The 16,298-nt window shown below is 70.9% G+C and carries 14 protein-coding genes and 1 pseudogene; 7 read left to right on the forward strand and 8 right to left on the reverse strand.

The window, feature by feature from the left end; translation table 11 throughout:
- The 4 genes and pseudogenes from DBR36_RS01670 to DBR36_RS01685 form a co-directional block, all read right to left on the reverse strand.
- Window positions 1–1,554: pseudogene (locus DBR36_RS01670) on the reverse strand (hypothetical protein); the annotation flags it as partial.
- 36 nt (window positions 1,555–1,590) lie between these two features.
- Window positions 1,591–2,895: a GNAT family N-acetyltransferase gene (locus DBR36_RS01675; RefSeq protein ID WP_108317287.1), complete on the reverse strand. Its 1,305-nt coding sequence runs from the start codon at window positions 2,893–2,895 to the stop codon at window positions 1,591–1,593.
- A 64-nt stretch (window positions 2,896–2,959) separates the two neighbouring features.
- On the reverse strand, window positions 2,960–3,202 hold the full coding sequence (locus tag DBR36_RS01680; RefSeq protein ID WP_108317288.1) for a zf-HC2 domain-containing protein: 243 nt from the start codon (window positions 3,200–3,202) through the stop codon (window positions 2,960–2,962).
- Window positions 3,199–3,792, reverse strand: a complete 594-nt coding sequence (locus DBR36_RS01685; protein ID WP_108317299.1) for a sigma-70 family RNA polymerase sigma factor — start codon at window positions 3,790–3,792, stop codon at window positions 3,199–3,201. Before DBR36_RS01685 ends, DBR36_RS01680 begins: the two co-directional genes overlap by 4 nt.
- 112 nt (window positions 3,793–3,904) lie before the next feature.
- Between DBR36_RS01685 and aroA the strand changes: the two genes are divergently transcribed.
- Genes aroA through bcp form a run of 3 tightly spaced genes read left to right on the forward strand, consistent with a single transcriptional unit; the run spans window position 3,905 to window position 6,779 of the window.
- Complete coding sequence (gene aroA / locus DBR36_RS01690) at window positions 3,905–5,251, forward strand: 3-phosphoshikimate 1-carboxyvinyltransferase (RefSeq protein WP_108317289.1); 1,347 nt, start codon at window positions 3,905–3,907, stop codon at window positions 5,249–5,251.
- Window positions 5,248–6,309, forward strand: a complete 1,062-nt coding sequence (gene rsgA / locus DBR36_RS01695) for a ribosome small subunit-dependent GTPase A (protein ID WP_108317290.1) — start codon at window positions 5,248–5,250, stop codon at window positions 6,307–6,309. Before aroA ends, rsgA begins: the two co-directional genes overlap by 4 nt.
- Window positions 6,306–6,779 carry a thioredoxin-dependent thiol peroxidase gene (gene bcp, locus DBR36_RS01700; RefSeq protein WP_108317291.1) on the forward strand — a complete coding sequence of 158 codons (474 nt, stop codon included), beginning with the start codon at window positions 6,306–6,308 and terminating at the stop codon, window positions 6,777–6,779. The genes rsgA and bcp overlap by 4 nt, the downstream gene beginning before the upstream one ends.
- Before the next feature lie 56 nt (window positions 6,780–6,835).
- On the opposite strand, the gene DBR36_RS01705 is transcribed toward bcp, so the two are convergent.
- Window positions 6,836–7,216 carry a histidine kinase gene (locus DBR36_RS01705; protein ID WP_108317292.1) on the reverse strand — a complete coding sequence of 127 codons (381 nt, stop codon included), beginning with the start codon at window positions 7,214–7,216 and terminating at the stop codon, window positions 6,836–6,838.
- Between the two features lie 211 nt (window positions 7,217–7,427).
- Here DBR36_RS01705 and DBR36_RS01710 point away from each other — a divergent pair, with 211 nt between their 5' ends.
- Window positions 7,428–7,676, forward strand: coding sequence for a WhiB family transcriptional regulator (locus DBR36_RS01710; protein WP_013583608.1), 249 nt, complete (start codon window positions 7,428–7,430; stop codon window positions 7,674–7,676).
- A gap of 168 nt (window positions 7,677–7,844) precedes the next feature.
- Here the strand turns inward: DBR36_RS01710 and DBR36_RS01715 are convergent, their stop codons facing one another.
- Entirely contained in the window at window positions 7,845–9,341 is a 1,497-nt protein-coding gene (locus tag DBR36_RS01715; RefSeq protein WP_108317293.1) for a sensor histidine kinase, read from the reverse strand.
- 372 nt (window positions 9,342–9,713) lie between these two features.
- Between DBR36_RS01715 and DBR36_RS01720 the strand changes: the two genes are divergently transcribed.
- Together DBR36_RS01720 and DBR36_RS01725 are read left to right on the forward strand one after the other, a co-directional pair.
- On the forward strand, window positions 9,714–10,163 hold the full coding sequence (locus DBR36_RS01720) for an Rv3235 family protein (RefSeq protein ID WP_108317294.1): 450 nt from the start codon (window positions 9,714–9,716) through the stop codon (window positions 10,161–10,163).
- Between the two features lie 250 nt (window positions 10,164–10,413).
- Window positions 10,414–10,674, forward strand: a complete 261-nt coding sequence (locus DBR36_RS01725) for a hypothetical protein (RefSeq protein WP_108317295.1) — start codon at window positions 10,414–10,416, stop codon at window positions 10,672–10,674.
- A gap of 71 nt (window positions 10,675–10,745) precedes the next feature.
- On the opposite strand, the gene DBR36_RS01730 is transcribed toward DBR36_RS01725, so the two are convergent.
- Together DBR36_RS01730 and secA are read right to left on the reverse strand one after the other, a co-directional pair.
- Window positions 10,746–11,972 (reverse strand): pyridoxal phosphate-dependent aminotransferase, encoded by a 1,227-nt coding sequence (locus DBR36_RS01730; RefSeq protein WP_108317296.1) that lies wholly within the window; start codon window positions 11,970–11,972, stop codon window positions 10,746–10,748.
- 131 nt (window positions 11,973–12,103) lie between these two features.
- On the reverse strand, window positions 12,104–14,893 hold the full coding sequence (gene secA, locus DBR36_RS01735) for a preprotein translocase subunit SecA (protein WP_108317297.1): 2,790 nt from the start codon (window positions 14,891–14,893) through the stop codon (window positions 12,104–12,106).
- 184 nt (window positions 14,894–15,077) lie between these two features.
- Here secA and DBR36_RS01740 point away from each other — a divergent pair.
- The coding region (locus DBR36_RS01740) for a hypothetical protein (RefSeq protein ID WP_108317298.1) at window positions 15,078–16,298 on the forward strand (1,221 nt) is incomplete at its 3' end.

Below are 16,298 nucleotides of genomic sequence, written 5' to 3' on the forward strand. Positions count from 1 at the left end.
GCGGTTGCCCTCCCACGTCCCGAGGAAGCCGAGCGTGTCACTCCCCCGCCGCAGCAGGTCGCGGTAGAGATCGTCGCCGTCGACGTCGGGACGCTGGATCCGGCGGTAGAGCCAGAGGATCGCCGCGACCACGACCGCCCAGAACAGCACGCCGATCCACTGGTAGGCGAAGAGCGCCGGCCCGCTGTGCGGGAAGGCGGGCGAACCGCCGGGATGGGTGAAGGCCGGGGGCAGGAAGCGACGGAGTGTCAACAGGACGAGGTCGGCGACCGAGACCTCGCGATCGAAGACGCGCCGGCCGATCGACTCGACGACGAACAGGGTCGTGGCGCACACGACGAAGGCGGTGCCCACCACGACCGCGACGGTGCGGGCGGCCCTCGTCGTCGCTCGGACCGTGAAACGAGCGCGAGCCACCACCAGCGCCGCCGCCAGGACGAGGGGGATGACGATCGACGCGAGGGCCCACAGCACGTACTCGGCGCCGCTGCCGTCGACCCAGGGATCGATGCGCAGGCGCCCGTCCAGCAGCGACACGATCGGCAGGACGGCCGACGCGACGAGGACGAAGACCGCGACGGCCCATGCCGCCCGTCTGCCCTGGCGAAGACCCCACGCCGCGACCAGCAGCAGGACGAGCGGAACGATGGCGAGCAGCGCGGGGCCGGCCCCGCGCGTCATCAGCAGCGCGACCTGTTCGTCGCACACGGATGCCGCAACCGACCCGCACTGCGCGAGCAGCTCGTCGTCGTACTGCGTGTACGCGTCGACCACCAGCGACAGCGGCCCTCGTCCGCCGCCGCTGATCAGGGCGACGATGGGGCCGGAGCCGACGACGGCCACGAGCATGGCCAACAGCGTCCGGGTCTCTCGGGCAGAGCTGCGGTGCCACGAACGACGCTCGCGTCCCCGCGCGAGGATGGCGCCCACGATCAGGCCGATGACCGCCGCGGTGAGGCGGTACCAGCTGTCGGCGTCGCCCGCGTAGAGCGCGAACAGCGCCAGGAAGGCGAAGCCGACCAGCCGCACCCGGCGCCGCCACAGGGTGGGGGCGAGGGCCGATGCGGCCATGACGGCCCCGGCGATCGGGGTCGTCGGGTCGAGCACGGGCACCTCGGCGGCCACCACCGGTCGCAGATCGGTCAGCGCCCAGGCGGCGGCGTGGAAGCCGATGCCCAGCAGCAGGCCCGAGAAGCCGACAGCCCCCAGCACGATGGCCGTGCGTCGCGACCCCAGCAGGCGCTCGGCGTAGGCGAGCACCGTCACGGCGAGCGCGACGGACGACACCGCGTCGACGGTCGAGTCCGGCACGACGAGCGCGGTCAGCAGCGTCCACCACCGGCCACTGGCGAACGTCGCCAGGGGTCCGGCGCCCCAGACGAGGGCGCCCTCGTCGTTCCACAGCGACCCCGTGGCGGCCGCGGCGGTGAGCACGAGGACCGCCGTGGCCACGGCGACGGGGTTGCGGGCGAGGTAGTGGCGCGCGAACGACGCGACCACGCCCCACCTCGACGGGGTGCGCTCTTCGGCCGGAGGCGGGGCTGTTTCGGACATCGGCGCAAGCCTATGAGCAAAGCCGCCGCGGCGGGATCAGTACCAGATGTCGAGCAGCGGAGTCATAGCGGGCGCAAAGGAACGGTCGATCGCCGCGAGCGCGTGCGCCGGCCCGACGAGCGCACCCGATTCGGCCAGCTCGCTCGCGCGCACTCCGCCGAGCAGCAGGGATCCGAGCGCGTTCACCCCGCCCGTCACCACCTCGGCGGGCACGTCGCCGGCCCGCTCAACGCGAGCTTCTCCGTCGTCGTCGACGCGCACGTGCCAGTCGCCCTCGGCGAACCCGAGGGGGTCGCCGACCCGCAGCACGACGTCGAGGGGCGCGCTGTACTGGCGGGAGGCCAGCGCCTTCGGCACGTCGAGCACGCGCAGCCACTGGTGATCGGTGAGGGTCGCGGTCACGGCCCGTCGGTCGACCACCATCCACTGCACCGGCGGGACCGGCGGCTGCAGCCACGCCTTGACCTGCGCGACGAGGTCGAGCTCGATCGCGAAACGCCACAGCGCGGCGGTCGCCTCGCCCCCGTCGGCGAAGAGCGCGCGCACGTTCAGCTCGTGCGCGCTGAACGACTCCGCCTCGGCGATCGTGTAGACGAGGATGCCGCGCTCCACCCCCTCGGTGTCGCGGTAGACGACGGCGCGCACCTTCTCGGCCTCTTTGTCGCCGGGGGCGGTGCCCGCCAGTCCGCGCCAACGGCCGTCCCACCCGGGCACGGAGCCGGGGCGCTGGACCCGGACGCGCTCGTGCACCGCCGAGATGCGCTCGGCGAGACCCTCCCGCGGCACGAAGTCCAGCCGCCCGGGCGCCGTCGGCCCGGCCCAACGGGCGCGGCGCGTGTCGACGACGACGTCCGATGCCCACGTCGCCGGCGAGAATCCCCAGCGTCCGTAGATCGTGGCTTCGGTCACCGTGAGACCGGCGACGGCGGCGCCCGCCGCGGCGGCCGTCCGCAGTTCGCCGCCCAGCATCGCGCGGGCGATGCCGCGACGACGGTGCGTGGGTGCCACCGTGACGGCGCTGATCGACCACATGTCGAGCTGGCGCCCCGGCGAGGTCGTGAGCGGTGCCACCCAGGAGTCGACGGTGCCGACGGGCACCTCGGGCTCGATCGCACTGCGGTCGAAGACCCCGGTCAGACGACGCGTGCGCAGCGTCAGGCGGGCGTTCTCGGCTTCGTCGTCGCTGGACTCGGCGCCGAGGAATCCCCGCGCCACGGCCCGCTGGAACGGGCGGAAGCCGGGGCCGTCGGCATCCACGCGGGCGTAGTCGAGGCCGTGCGCGGCGAGATCCGCCGCGGAGGTGTCGTCGAGGGGCAACGTCAGAGGGTCGATGGATGCCATGGCTCCACCCTACGGACGACCCCCGACACGCGCCCGGCGATCCGTCACACGGTGACGGCGACGGTCAGTGGGTGGCCTGGATGGCGCGCAGGCGCGAGAGCACCTGGTCGCGCAGTTCCTCGGGCGCCGTCTCCTTGCACGCCCGGGCGACGACCTCGGTCAGGGTCCGGGCGACGTGCGCCTCGTCCTGGCATCCGGGGCAGTTCTCCAGGTGCTCGCGGATGTCCTTCGCCTCGGTCTTGCAGACCTCGTTGCGCAGGTACTCCTCGAGGTCGCGTCGTGCCTTGTCGCAGCCGCAGTCGCTCATTTCTTCTCTCCCGTCGCGGTGTGGATGCCGCGCTCCTTGGCGTAGTCCGACAGCAGGTCACGAAGAAGGCGTCGTCCGCGGTGCAGACGGCTCATGACCGTGCCGATGGGGGTCTTCATGATGTCGGCGATCTCCTGGTAGGCGAAGCCCTCGACGTCGGCGAGGTACACCGCCATCCGGAAATCCTCGGGGATCGACTGCAGGGCGTCCTTGACGACGGATGCCGGCATGTGATCGATCGCCTCGGCCTCGGCCGAGCGGGCGCTCGAGGCGGTGGTGGACTCGGCGCCGCCGAGCTGCCAGTCCTCGAGGTCGTCGATCGCGCTCTGGTACGGCTCGCGCTGCTTCTTGCGGTACGTGTTGATGTACGTGTTCGTCAGGATGCGGTAGAGCCACGCTTTGAGGTTCGTGCCCTGCGTGAAGGACGCCCACGAGCCGAAGGCCTTAACGAAGGTCTCCTGCACGAGGTCGGCCGCGTCGGCGGGATTGCGCGTCATGCGCATGGCCGCCGCGTAGAGCTGATCCATGAAGGGCAGGGCCTGCTCTTCGAACTGTGCGCGGGGCTCCGTCGCGTCTGCGGTGTCGTTCATCGGGCGCAAGTCTACGTCGCGCCCCGTCACGGCCACCGGGATGGCTGCGACGGTGCGGTCTCGCTCCAGAAGTGCGGTCACGTGTCGTCCCCTTTCAGTAGGCTAGGAACCGATGACTGCACTCGGGTATTCCCCTTCGGCCGCCACTCCTCGCGGCGAGTGGGACGCGCCCGTCGCCGCCGCAGCGGTGGATGCCACCCTCACGGTGCCGGGTTCGAAGTCCCTCACCAACCGCGAGCTCATCCTCGCCGCGATCGCCGACGGCCCCGGCATCCTGCGAGCCCCCCTGCACTCCGACGATTCCGCGCGCATGGTCGATGCCCTGCGCGCCCTCGGCGTGGGGATCGACGAGCTCGAGACCGATTCCCTGTTCGGCCCCGACCTGCAGGTCACCCCGCCCGCGACGTTCACCGGCGGCACCACGGTCGATTGCGGCCAGGCCGGGACCGTCATGCGCTTCATCGCGCCGCTCGCCGGGCTCGCGCGCGGCGACGTGCACGTCACCGCCCACGAGAGCGCCCTGCACCGCCCGATGGGCGCGATGATCCGCGCCCTGCGCGACGTCGGCGTCGACATCGACGACGGCGGCCACTGGGCCCTGCCCTTCTCGGTGCGCGGTCACGGGCACGTCCGCGGCGGAGAGGTCGAGATCGACGCGAGTCAGTCGAGCCAGTTCGTCTCGGGACTCCTGCTCGCGGCGGCGCGCTTCGACGTGGGCCTGCGCCTGCGGCACGTCGGCTCGCGCCTGCCGAGCATCCCGCACATCGACATGACCGTCGAGTCCCTCGCGCATCGCGCCATCCACGTCGAACGGCCGGCGCCGGGCGAATGGATCGTGCCCGCCGGTCCGGTCCGCAGCAAAGACGTCGCGATCGAGCCCGATCTGTCTAACGCCGCTCCGTTCCTGGCCGCGGCGATGGTGGCCGGCGGGTCCGTCACCGTCACGGGGTGGCCGCTGCACAGCACCCAGCCCGGGGCCCTGCTGGTCGACATCCTCGCCGAGATGGGCGCGCGGGTCAGTCGCCGCGGCGGTGCCCTGACGGTCGCCGCCGGCGACGACGGCATCCTGGGCGTCGATCTCGACCTGTCGGCCGCCGGAGAACTCGCGCCCACGCTCTTCGGTCTCGCCGCCTTCGCGGACGGCCCCACGGTCCTGCACGGCATCGGCCACATCCGCGGTCACGAGACCGACCGCATCGCCGCGCTCGTCGGCAACCTGCGTTCGATCGGCGGCGAGGCGCACGAGCTCGAGGACGGCATCCGCATCGTCCCGCAGCCCCTGCACGGCGGCGAGTGGAAGGCGCACCACGACCACCGCCTCGCCACCACCGGCGCCCTCATCGGCTTGAAGGTCCCCGGCGTGCGGATCGACGACATCGGCACCACCGCCAAGACCCTTCCCCAGTTCGCCACCCTGTGGCGGGGCATGCTGGGGATGGATGCCACGGACCGCCCGTGAGCTGGCTCGACGACGCGGACGACAACGACGACCTCGCCTACGACGAGTCCTCGATCCGCGTCCGCCCCAACCCCAAGGCCAACCGCCCGCGCACCAAGCGGCGCCCCGCGCACGCGGACGCGCAGATCGCGCGCGTCCTGGGTGTGGACCGGGGGCGTTACACCGTGCTCGTCGACGAGGACGGGCCGGATGAGCGCCGCGTGCTGGCCACCCGCGCCCGCGAACTGCGCAAGCAGCCCATCGTCAACGGCGACCGCGCCCGCGTGGTCGGCGATCTCTCCGGCGACGAGGGCACCCTGGGGCGCATCGTCGGCATCGAGGACCGGACCTCTCTGCTGCGTCGCAGCGCCGACGACACCGATCAGGTCGAGCGGGTCATCGTCGCCAACGCCGACCAGATGCTCGTCGTCGTCGCGGCAGCCGACCCCGAGCCGCGCGAACGCCTCGTCGACCGGTACCTCGTCGCGGCGCTGGATGCCGGCATCCGCCCCCTGCTCGTCGTCACCAAGACCGACCTGGCCGATCCGACCGAGTTCCTGTCGCACTTCGACGGCATCGACCTGCGCGTGTTCACGAGCGCGCAGGGCCGCATGCCGCTCGAGGCGATCGGAGAAGCGCTCGCGGGGCACGCGACCGTGTTCGTCGGGCACTCGGGCGTCGGCAAGTCGACCCTGGTGAACGCCCTCACCGGGTCGGAGCGGGCGACCGGACACGTCAACACCGTCACGGGCCGCGGTCGGCACACCTCGTCGTCGGCGGTGTCGCTGCGCTATCGCGGACCGGCCGGCACCGGGTGGGTGATCGACACCCCCGGCGTCCGCTCGTTCGGTCTGGGCCACGTCGATCCCGCCCACGTCCTGGGGGCGTTCACCGATCTGGCCGAGGCCGCAGAGGACTGCCCACGCGGCTGCACGCACCTGCCCGACGCCCCCGACTGCGCGATCATCGAGGCCGTCGAGTCGGGGCGCCTCGGTCCTGGTGCGGCGGCCCGGCTGGACTCGCTGCAGCGGCTGCTCACGACGTTCCAGGGCATCGAGCGTTCTAGGCTGGAGGGGTGACGAACCTCGAACCCGGCTCCGCCGCACCCGACTTCACCCTGATGGATCAGGACGAGCACCCCGTCTCGCTGAGCGATTTCCGGGGTCGGCGCGTGATCCTGTACTTCTACCCCGCCGCCCAGACGCCCGGGTGCACGACGCAGGCCTGCGACTTCCGCGACAGCCTCGCCTCGCTGCAGGGCGCCGGCTACACGGTTCTCGGCATCTCGCGCGACACCCCCGAGAAGCTGCGCGCCTTCCGCGACAGCGACGGTCTGACGTTCCCGCTGCTGAGCGACCCCGACCACACCGTGCACGAGGCCTACGGCGCCTGGGGCGAGAAGCAGAACTACGGCAAGACGATCACGGGCGTCCTGCGCTCGACCTTCGTCGTCGACGAAGAGGGCGCGATCATCGAGGCGCTCTACAACGTCAAGGCCACCGGCCACGTCGCCCGCCTGCGCAAGACGCTCGGCCTCGCGGCGGCCTGACCCGCCGCAGCGACAGACCCCGCCCCGCGTCAGCGCCGGCGGGGTCTGTCGTCGTGTCAGTCCTCGTCGCGACGGCGCGGGGCACCCGCGCGCACGGCGAGCACGAGCAGCACGAGTCCGATGACGGCGGGGACGGCGATGAGGACCGCGATCCCCGGCGAGGCCCACTCCCCCGTGACGGCGCCGATCGCCACCGACAGGATGAGCAGCTGGGTCACGATCCCGCCCGATCGTCCCGCCGACACGTCGCGCGCGGTCGCGACCGCGAAAGCGCCGACGATGGCCGCCCCGATCACGGTGAGCACGATGAGCGCGATCGAGCTGACGACCGAATCGGTGTCGCCGCCGATGAGCGCGACGGTCTGCCAGCCCGCGAGGGCCAGGATGCCGAGAGCCTCGAGTCCCAGCAGAGCGGCGGCCGCCAGACGAATGGGCATCGGAAAGCCTCCCCGGCGAGCGCGGCTGCGCCGTTACGTTCCGGAAACCTACCGGTTACCTCTTGATCAGGCGGAATCGCTATGGGAGCATGGAAGAAGCCGTGTGCTCCCACAGCGAAGTGGGGCGAGCAATCGCTCGCGTTCCCACCAGGGTACCGGACCCGAATCCCGGTGCCGAATCGTCGAAAATTCTGTTACAAGGAGCACCCCTATGGATTGGCGCGACAAAGCAGCCTGCCTGACCGTCGACCCCGAACTGTTCTTCCCCGTCGGCAACACCGGCCCCGCGGTCGACCAGATCGAGAAGGCCAAGTCGGTCTGCGCACGCTGCACCGTCACCGAGGTCTGCCTGCAGTACGCCCTCGAGTCCGGCCAGGACTCGGGTGTCTGGGGTGGCCTGAGCGAAGACGAGCGTCGCGCGCTCAAGCGCCGCGCCGCCCGCGCCCGCCGCGCGTCCTGACGCCGGATTCCGCGAAGACGCCCGCCCCTCGGGGTGGGCGTCTTCGCGTTGTCGGGGCGTCGAGCACGGGTCGCACGAGCCGCGCCCGCGCGACGCGCCCAGCGCCGTCGCGCGGACGTCGGGCCGTGGCATCCGTGGAATGAAACGGATGCCACCGGGTTCGACGTCTCAGGACGCGGAGCCGCCGATGTAGCGCAGCGGGATCTCGATCGTGACCTCGGTACCGCTGCCCATGAGCGTGTGCCAATCGATGGTGCCGCCCAGCTCGCCCTGGATGAGGGTGCGCACGATCTGCGTGCCCAGGCCCCGTCCGACCTGCCCCTCGGGCAGCCCCACGCCGGTGTCGCGGACGCTGACCTCGAGCATCTCGCCCGAGCGCTCCGCGGCGATCTCGACGTCGCCCTCCTGCCCGGCGAGGCCGTGCTCGACCGCGTTGGTGACGAGTTCGGTCAGCGCGAGGGCGAGCGGCGTGGCGAATTGGCTCGGCAGGGTGCCGAACTGCCCGGTCGTGCGCGTGCGCGCGCGGGTGTTCGGGGCTGCGGCGACCTCGGCCACGAGTTTGAGCACGCGGGCGAAGACGTCGTCGAAGTCGACGTTCTGCGCCAGTCCCTCGGAGAGGGTGTCGTGCACGACGGCGATGGCCGACACGCGGCGCATCGCCTGCGTCAGGGCGTCGCGCGCCTCGTCGGAGTGCGTGCGACGCGCCTGGATGCGCAGCAGGGATGCGACCGTCTGCAGGTTGTTCTTGACCCGGTGGTGGATCTCGCGGATCGTGGCGTCCTTGGTGATGAGCTCCTGCTCCTGGTGGCGGATCTCGGTCACGTCGCGGCTGAGCACGATCGCGCCGATGCGCGTGCCGCGATTGCGCAGCGGGATGGTGCGCAGTGACACCTGGACGCCCCGGGCCTCCATGTCGGCGCGCCACGGCGCACGACCGCTGACCACGACCGGCAGGGACTCGTCGACGTCCTGGCGTTTCGCCGGGAGGATGCGGGCGGTCACCTCGGCGAGCGACTCGCCCTCGAGCTCGTCGTCGAAGCCCATGCGGTTGAACGCCGAGAGCGCATTGGGGCTCGCGAAGGTCGTGATCCCGTCGACGTCGAGCCGGATGAGGCCGTCGGAGGCTCGGGGCGCGCCGCGGCGCGGAGCGGTGGGCGCCGACAGGTCGGGGAACTCCGCCGACGAGATCATTCCGAACAGGTCGTCGGCGCAGTCGTTGAACGTGATCTGCTGACGTGACGGTGTGCGCGTCTCGCCGAGGTTGGTATGACGGGTGAGCACGCCGACCGTCGTGACCGCGTGGCCCTCGCGCGACAGCTCGCGGACGATGGGGACCGCGCGCACGCGCGTGGGCGTCTCTTCGAACCAGTCGGGGGATGCCGAGTCGACGATGCGTCCGCTCTGGAATGCTTCGCGCACCTGCGTGCGCCACTGCGGACGCACCCGGTCTCCCACGATGTCGCGGTAGAAGAGCGTCGCCGCTCCCCCGGGCCGGGTGTGCGCGACGGCGACGAACGAGTCGTCCTGCGTCGGCACCCAGATGACGATGTCGGCGAACGCCAGGTCGGCCAGCAGCTGCCCGTCGCCGGCGAGCCGGTGCAGCCACTCGACGTCCGCCTCGCTGGAGCGGCCCTGGGCGTAGACGAGTTCACTGAGTGTCGACACGCCTCCAGCCTAGGGGGCGGCCCCGTCGGCGACCCCGTCGAGAGGCGTTCGCCACGGGGCGCGGGTGAGCGAACGCGTGAACACACCCGCGATCTTCTCCCGAACCGGGTGAGATCGCGGGTGGACTGATTCCGGTGGCCGCGGGCTGCGCCCGGGTGGTGGCCGCACGGCGGGCGAAGCCGCCGTTCCCCCCGAACGGGGGACACGGTGACACGCATGCCCACCATGGCTGAGCGCACGCCCGGTTTCGCGGCGTCCCTCCCGCCGAAACCCGCCCCCATCTCGGCGAACACATAAACATGTGTGCGCGAACCGCTCTACTGTCGGCGTCACCCCCGCTCGCGTGCCGCACCTCACCGACGGAAGGGAACCATGTCCGACTCCACCACACGTACCCCGCCGACGCATGACCGCGTCGCCACCGCGCGCATTGCCACGGCATCCACCGATGACTTCGGCAGGCAGAAGACATCCGTCGCCGATCTGCCGCCGCCCGACACCTTCGCCGTGCAGGTCGCCCACGGGGTGCTCGAGGTCCTCGCCGGCGTCCGCGAGGTGGACCAGCTCGCGCGCTGGCTGTCCGGTGATGTGTACTCCGCCGTCGTCGCCCGGGCGAACCTGACCGCTCGCGCGCGCAGCGCCCGCGGCCTCCCGGCCTTGCGCACGACGCACGCGATCCGCAACGTTCACGTGTCCTCGCCGGCCGACCACGTGGTCGAGGCGACGGTCACCGTCACCACCCGCGTCCGGACCCGCGCGGTAGCCCTCCGTCTCGAGGGGCTGGACGGTCGCTGGCGCGTGACCTCGCTCGGAGTCCTGTGACGCGCTCCCGGCCCGGTCCCCTCACGACAGAACCGTGAGGCGACCGGGCCGGGCCGCGGGGCGTCGCCCCGCCTCCTCCCCCGATTCTCCTCGCCTCGGTCTCCACCGCCGGCGATGGCGCCCGTTCCCCGACATGAGAGCAGCGGACGATGACCCTTCCCCCAGATCGACCGCATCACCGACGACGTCGCGGACGCTGCGCGACGAATGCGCGCCCTCTTGCGCCCGCTTCCCGGCGGGGGGCGTGCACATGAGCGGTGAGGACTATCGCACGTCGTTGCGAACGCGTCTGCGCGTTCTGCTCTCGCCGTGGCGCGCTTTCGCTTTCGCCGTCTCGATGACGTGGTTCCTGGCCGGCACTGCGATCTCCGCGAGCCACGAGCTGACCACCTGGTGGCTCGGCCCGCTGTCGGTGCTGCCTCTGATGCTCTGGAGCGTCGCGACCGTGGTCACGGACTGGTCCTCCCGCCGTGGGGATGCGCATCGGACCGATCGATCCGACCGAGGCTGAATCGACGTCAGCGAGCGCGGGACTGCGGACCCACGCACGGGGGGACGTGCTGAAGCCCCGCGCCTCGTCGGCTACGCCCGCCAGGACGCCAAGAAGTTCCCGAGACGCTCGATCGCGTCGCTGATGACGCGGGCCTCGGGCAGCGTCACGATGCGCACGTGGTCGGTCGCCGGCCAGTTGAACCCCGAGCCCTGCACCAGCAGCACGTGCTCGGCGACGAGGAAATCGCGGACGAACTTGGCGTCATCCGGAATCTCGTACACCTCGGGGTCGAACCGCGGAAAGGCGTACAGAGCCCCGCGCGGCTTGACGCACGAGACCCCCGGGATCGCCTCGAGGCCCTCCCAGGCGGCATCCCTCTGCTCGTGCAGACGACCCGTGGGCGCGATGAGCGCGTCGATCGACTGCACCCCCGACAGGGCAGCCTGCACGGCGAACTGCGCGGGCACGTTGGGACACAGACGCGTGGATGCCAGCAGGTTGATGCCGTGCAGGAAACCCTGCGCGTGCGACTTGGGGCCGGTGATCGCCAGCCACCCCGAGCGGTAGCCGGCGACGCGGTACGTCTTGGACAGGCCGTTGAAGGTCAGCACCAGCAGATCGGGCGCGACCGTCGCCATCGGGATGTGCACGGCGTCGTCGAAGAGGATGCGGTCGTAGATCTCGTCGGCGAGGACGAGCAGCGAGTGCTCGCGCGCGATCGCGGCGATGCCCTCGAGCACCTCGCGCGAGTAGACCGCGCCGGTGGGGTTGTTGGGGTTGATCACGACGATCGCCTTGGTGCGCGGGGTGATCTTCGAGCGGATGTCCTCGAGGTCGGGCTGCCACTCGCGCTGCTCGTCGCACACGTAGTGCACGGGCGTGCCGCCGCCCAGGCTCGTCATCGCCGTCCACAGCGGGTAGTCCGGGGCGGGGATGAGCACCTCGTCGCCCTCGTCGAGCAGCGCCTGCATCGTCATGGTGATCAGCTCGGAGACGCCGTTGCCGAGGAAGACGTGGTCGGGGTCGAGGTGCGGGAAGCCGGGCTCCTGCTCGTAGCGCGACACCACGGCGCGGCGCGCCGACAGGATGCCGCGGCTGTCGCTGTATCCGTGGGCGTTCGGCACCGACGCGATCATGTCGCGCACGATCTGGTGCGGCGCCTCGAAGCCGAAGATCGCCGGGTTGCCCGTGTTGAGCTTGAGGATCGCGTGCCCCTCGGCCTCGAGCCGATCGGCCTCGACGAGGGCCTCCCCGCGAATCTCGTAGAGGACGTCCTTCAGCTTCGACGACTGATCGAGGGGGCGCAGCGGGCTCATCGGTTCAGGATATCCCCGGCCCGGAACGGCCAATCGACACCCGGTGGACCGGTCCGTCCCGCCCACCGCGGCTTCGGAAGACGACGGATGCCGTGCCCCGGCGGGGACACGGCATCCGTTCTCTGCGGTTCTTACTTCTTCTTCGCGGCGCGGCGGTCGGCGCGGTTGGACGCCTCGGGCTGCTCGGCGACGTCCGTGCGCTGCCCGAAGGCTCCGCGGGCCCCCGCGGGCTCGGCCGATGGGGCGGGCTGAGCCTGCCGCAGACGGTTGGTCGCGGCCGCCTGCACCTGGCCGCGGTCGTTGCGCACCTCGACCTCTCCGGCGTCGTTCGCGGCGGAGTACTCCAGACGCTGCGTCTCGACGGGGGTCGGCGCGAGGCCCTTCGCCTCGACCTGCGCCGCGGGCTCGCCGTCGACGCTGCGCACCTCGACCTCGAGGTTGTAGAGGAAGCCGACGGACTCTTCCTTGATCTGTCCCATCATCGACTGGAACATCTGGTAACCCTCGCGCTGGTACTCGATGAGCGGGTCGCGCTGGGCCATCGCGCGCAGGCCGATGCCGTCCTTGAGGTAGTCCATCTCGTAGAGGTGCTCGCGCCAGCGGCGGTCGAGCACCTGCAGCACCACGCGACGCTCGAGTTCGCGCAGGGCCTGCTCGCCGAGGGTCTTCTCGCGGTTCTCGTACGCGATGCGCGCGTCCGAGATGATCTCGCGCTTGAGGCCCTCGGGCGTGATGCGGCCCTTGTTGCCACCCGCCTCGGCGACGACCTCGTCGATCGTCACGCTCACCGGGTACAGCGTCTTCAGCTCGGTCCACAGGGCGTCGAAGTCCCAAGACTCGGTGTGACCCGATCCGGTGTGGTCGTCGATGACGGCGGTGATGGCGTCCTCGATGAAGTGCTGCACGCGGTCGGCGATGTCATCGCCCTGCAGCATATGGCGACGGTCGGCGTAGATGGCCTCGCGCTGGCGGTTGAGCACGTCGTCGTACTTGAGGACGTTCTTGCGCATCTCGGCGTTGCGGGCCTCGACCTGCGACTGAGCGCTCTTGATCGCGCGCGACACCAGGCCCGACTCGATCGCGACGTCGTCGGGGAAGTTCGTGCGGGCGAGGATCGCCTCGGCCGCTCCCGACTGGAACAGGCGCATCAGGTCATCGGTGAGCGACAGGTAGAAGCGACTCTCGCCCGGGTCGCCCTGACGGCCGGAGCGACCGCGCAGCTGGTTGTCGATGCGACGGGACTCGTGGCGCTCGGTGCCGAGCACGTAGAGACCGCCCGCCTCGGTGACCTTCGCGGCCTCTTCGGCCACGGTGTCGCGCACGCCCTGGTAGACGCCGTCCCACTCGGCCTCGTACGCCTCGGGCGTCTCAACCGGGTCGAGGTTCTTCGCCTTCATCTCTTGCACGGCGAGGAACTCGGCGTTGCCGCCGAGCATGATGTCGGTTCCACGACCGGCCATGTTGGTGGCCACCGTGACCGCCCCCAGGCGACCGGCGCGGGCGACGATCTCGGCCTCGCGCGCGTGGTTCTTGGCGTTGAGCACCTCGTGGCGCACGCCCTTCTTCGCCAGCAGGCGCGAGAGGTACTCGCTCTTCTCGACGCTCGTGGTGCCGACGAGGACGGGCTGCCCCTTCTCGTGGCGCTCGACGATGTCCTCGACCACCTGGGCGAACTTCGCCGTCTCGTTCTTGTAGACGAGATCGGGCTGGTCCTTGCGCACCATCGGCTTGTTGGTGGGGATGGGCACGACGCCGAGCTTGTACGTCGACATGAACTCGGCCGCCTCGGTCTCGGCGGTACCGGTCATGCCCGAGAGCTTGTCGTAGAGGCGGAAGTAGTTCTGGAGCGTGACGGTGGCGAGGGTCTGGTTCTCGGCCTTGACCGGCACGTTCTCTTTCGCCTCGATCGCCTGGTGGATGCCCTCGTTGTAGCGGCGTCCGACCAGGATGCGACCGGTGTGCTCGTCGACGATCATGACCTCGTCGTTCATGACGACGTAGTCGGTGTCGCGCTTGAACAGCGCGATGGCCTTGATCGAGTTGTTGAGGAACGAGATGAGCGGGGTGTTGGCCGACTCGTACAGGTTGTCGATGCCGAGGTAGTCCTCGACCTTCTCGATGCCGGGCTCGAGCACGCCGATGGTGCGCTTCTTCTCGTCGACCTCGTAGTCGACGCCGGCCTCGAGGGTGCGGGCGAGCTTGGCGAACTCCGCGAACCAGCGGTTGGCCTCGCCGGATGCCGGGCCCGAGATGATCAGCGGGGTACGCGCCTCGTCGATGAGGATCGAGTCGACCTCGTCGACGATCGCGAAGAAGTGGCCGCGCTGGACGAGGTCCTCTTTGCGCCAGGCCATGTTGTCGCGCAGGTAGTCGAAGCCGAACTCGTTGTTCGTGCCGTAGCTGATGTCGGCCTCGTACTGCTCGCGGCGGACTTCGGGGGTCTGCCCCGAGACGACCGTCCCCGTCGTCATGCCGAGGGCGCGGTAGACACGACCCATGAGCTCGGACTGGTAGCTCGCGAGGAAGTCGTTCACCGTGATGACGTGCACGCCCTTGCCGGCGATCGCGTTCAGGTAGGCGGGCAGGGCCGCGGTCAGGGTCTTGCCCTCACCGGTCTTCATCTCGGCGATGTTGCCGAGGTGCAGGGCCGCGCCGCCCATGATCTGCACGTCGTACGGGCGCTGTCCGAGCGTGCGCTTGGCCGCCTCGCGGACGGCGGCGAACGCCTCGGGCATGAGCTGGTCGAGCGTCTCGCCGGCCTCGTAGCGGGCACGCAGCTCGATGGTCTCGTTGCGCAGTTCGTCGTCGGTGAGCTGCTCGTAGTCCTCTTCGAGCGCCCCGGTCGCCTTCACCACGCCCTGCAGGCGACGCAGGATGCGGCCTTCGCCGGCGCGCAGCAGTCTCTCGAGCGGATTTGCCACGAAGAATCTCCATCTGTCGGGTGCGACGCCCGTACGGACGCCGGCCTGCGAACAGGCATACACCGCTCATGTTATCCGTGTTACCCGTTCGTGACCTGCGAGGCGGCCGCAATCCGAAAGCGCCGGGGCGCGCCCGCAGCGAACACACGGCGACCGGCGCGAGCACGCCGCCTAGGATCGAGCCATGGCCGGTTTCTGGGGCAAGAGGAAGCGCGAAGAACAGGACGCGGCGGATGCCGATCTGGCACGCCGGGCGGAGTTGGCGATCGTCGCCGCCGACGAGCGCGTGCGACTCACCTCGGACGAGCTCGACTTCGCCCGCGCCGAGCTCGGAGACAAGGCCACCGAAGACCTCGCCGCCGCGCTCGACTCGGTCCGCACGCACCTCGCCGAGGCGTTCCAGCTGCACCAGCTGAACCACGACGTGATTCCCGACACCAAAGAAGAGCTGCGCACGCGCAACGCGCGGATCATCCAACTCTCGGACTGGGCCGAGGACCTGCTCGAAGAGCGGACGCAGGTGCTCCAGCCCAAGATCGACGCGGTGCGCCGCGCCCCCGAGACGCTCGCGCGCGTGCGGGCCGATCGCGAACGCCTCGCCGAGCGCATCCCCAACGCGCGCGAGGTCGTCGAGCGCCTGTCGCGCCGCTACAGCGACTCGGCGCTCGCGCAGATCGGCGGCAACCCCGACGAGATCGAGCAGTTGCTCGACTTCGCCGTGCACACCGCCGCGGTGTCGGAGCGGCGCCGCGAGGCCGGGCAACGCGAGCAGGCGTCGGTCGCCCTCGAGGCGGCCACCGAGGCCGTGCGCCGCGCCGAATCCCTTCTGGATGCCGTGGACACCTTCGAGATCGAGGCCCTGCGCGCGGAGTCGACGCTCGCCGCGGTGGTCGATGACTCGCGCAACGATCTCGTCGAGGCCCGCCGCGGCGCCCAGACGCCCGCCGTCACGCGGGCGATGACGACCCTGCAGCAGGCGCTGACCGCGTTGCCCGCCTCGGGCACGCGCAGCGATCCCTTCGCGGCCCTGTCGTCTCTGCGCCAGGCGAACGCCGACCTGGATCTCGCGCGCGAGCGCGCCGCACGACCCGTGCCCTCGCAGGAGCAGGTCGAGCACGCGATCGACGACGCCGACCGCCAGCTCGCCGTGGCACGCGGCCTGATCACCGGCCACCGCGGCTGGATCGGCGCCGACGCGCGGACCCGTTTCGTCGAGGCCGAGCGCCTGCGCGCCGGCCTCCCCCTCGGCCCCGTCGCCGAGGATCAGCGCGACACGGTGCTCGCCACCGCACGGCGGGCCGGGTCGCTGGCATCCGAGGCTCTGCAGATCGCACAGCGCGACATCGAGCAGTCCCGCCCCGACGACTGGGGCGGCAACGGCTACGGTCGGGGCGGCGGGTACGGC

Origin of the sequence: Microbacterium sp. HMWF026 (genome assembly GCF_003061325.1) — a bacterium.
Taxonomy (GTDB): Bacteria; Actinomycetota; Actinomycetes; order Actinomycetales; family Microbacteriaceae; genus Microbacterium; species Microbacterium testaceum_E.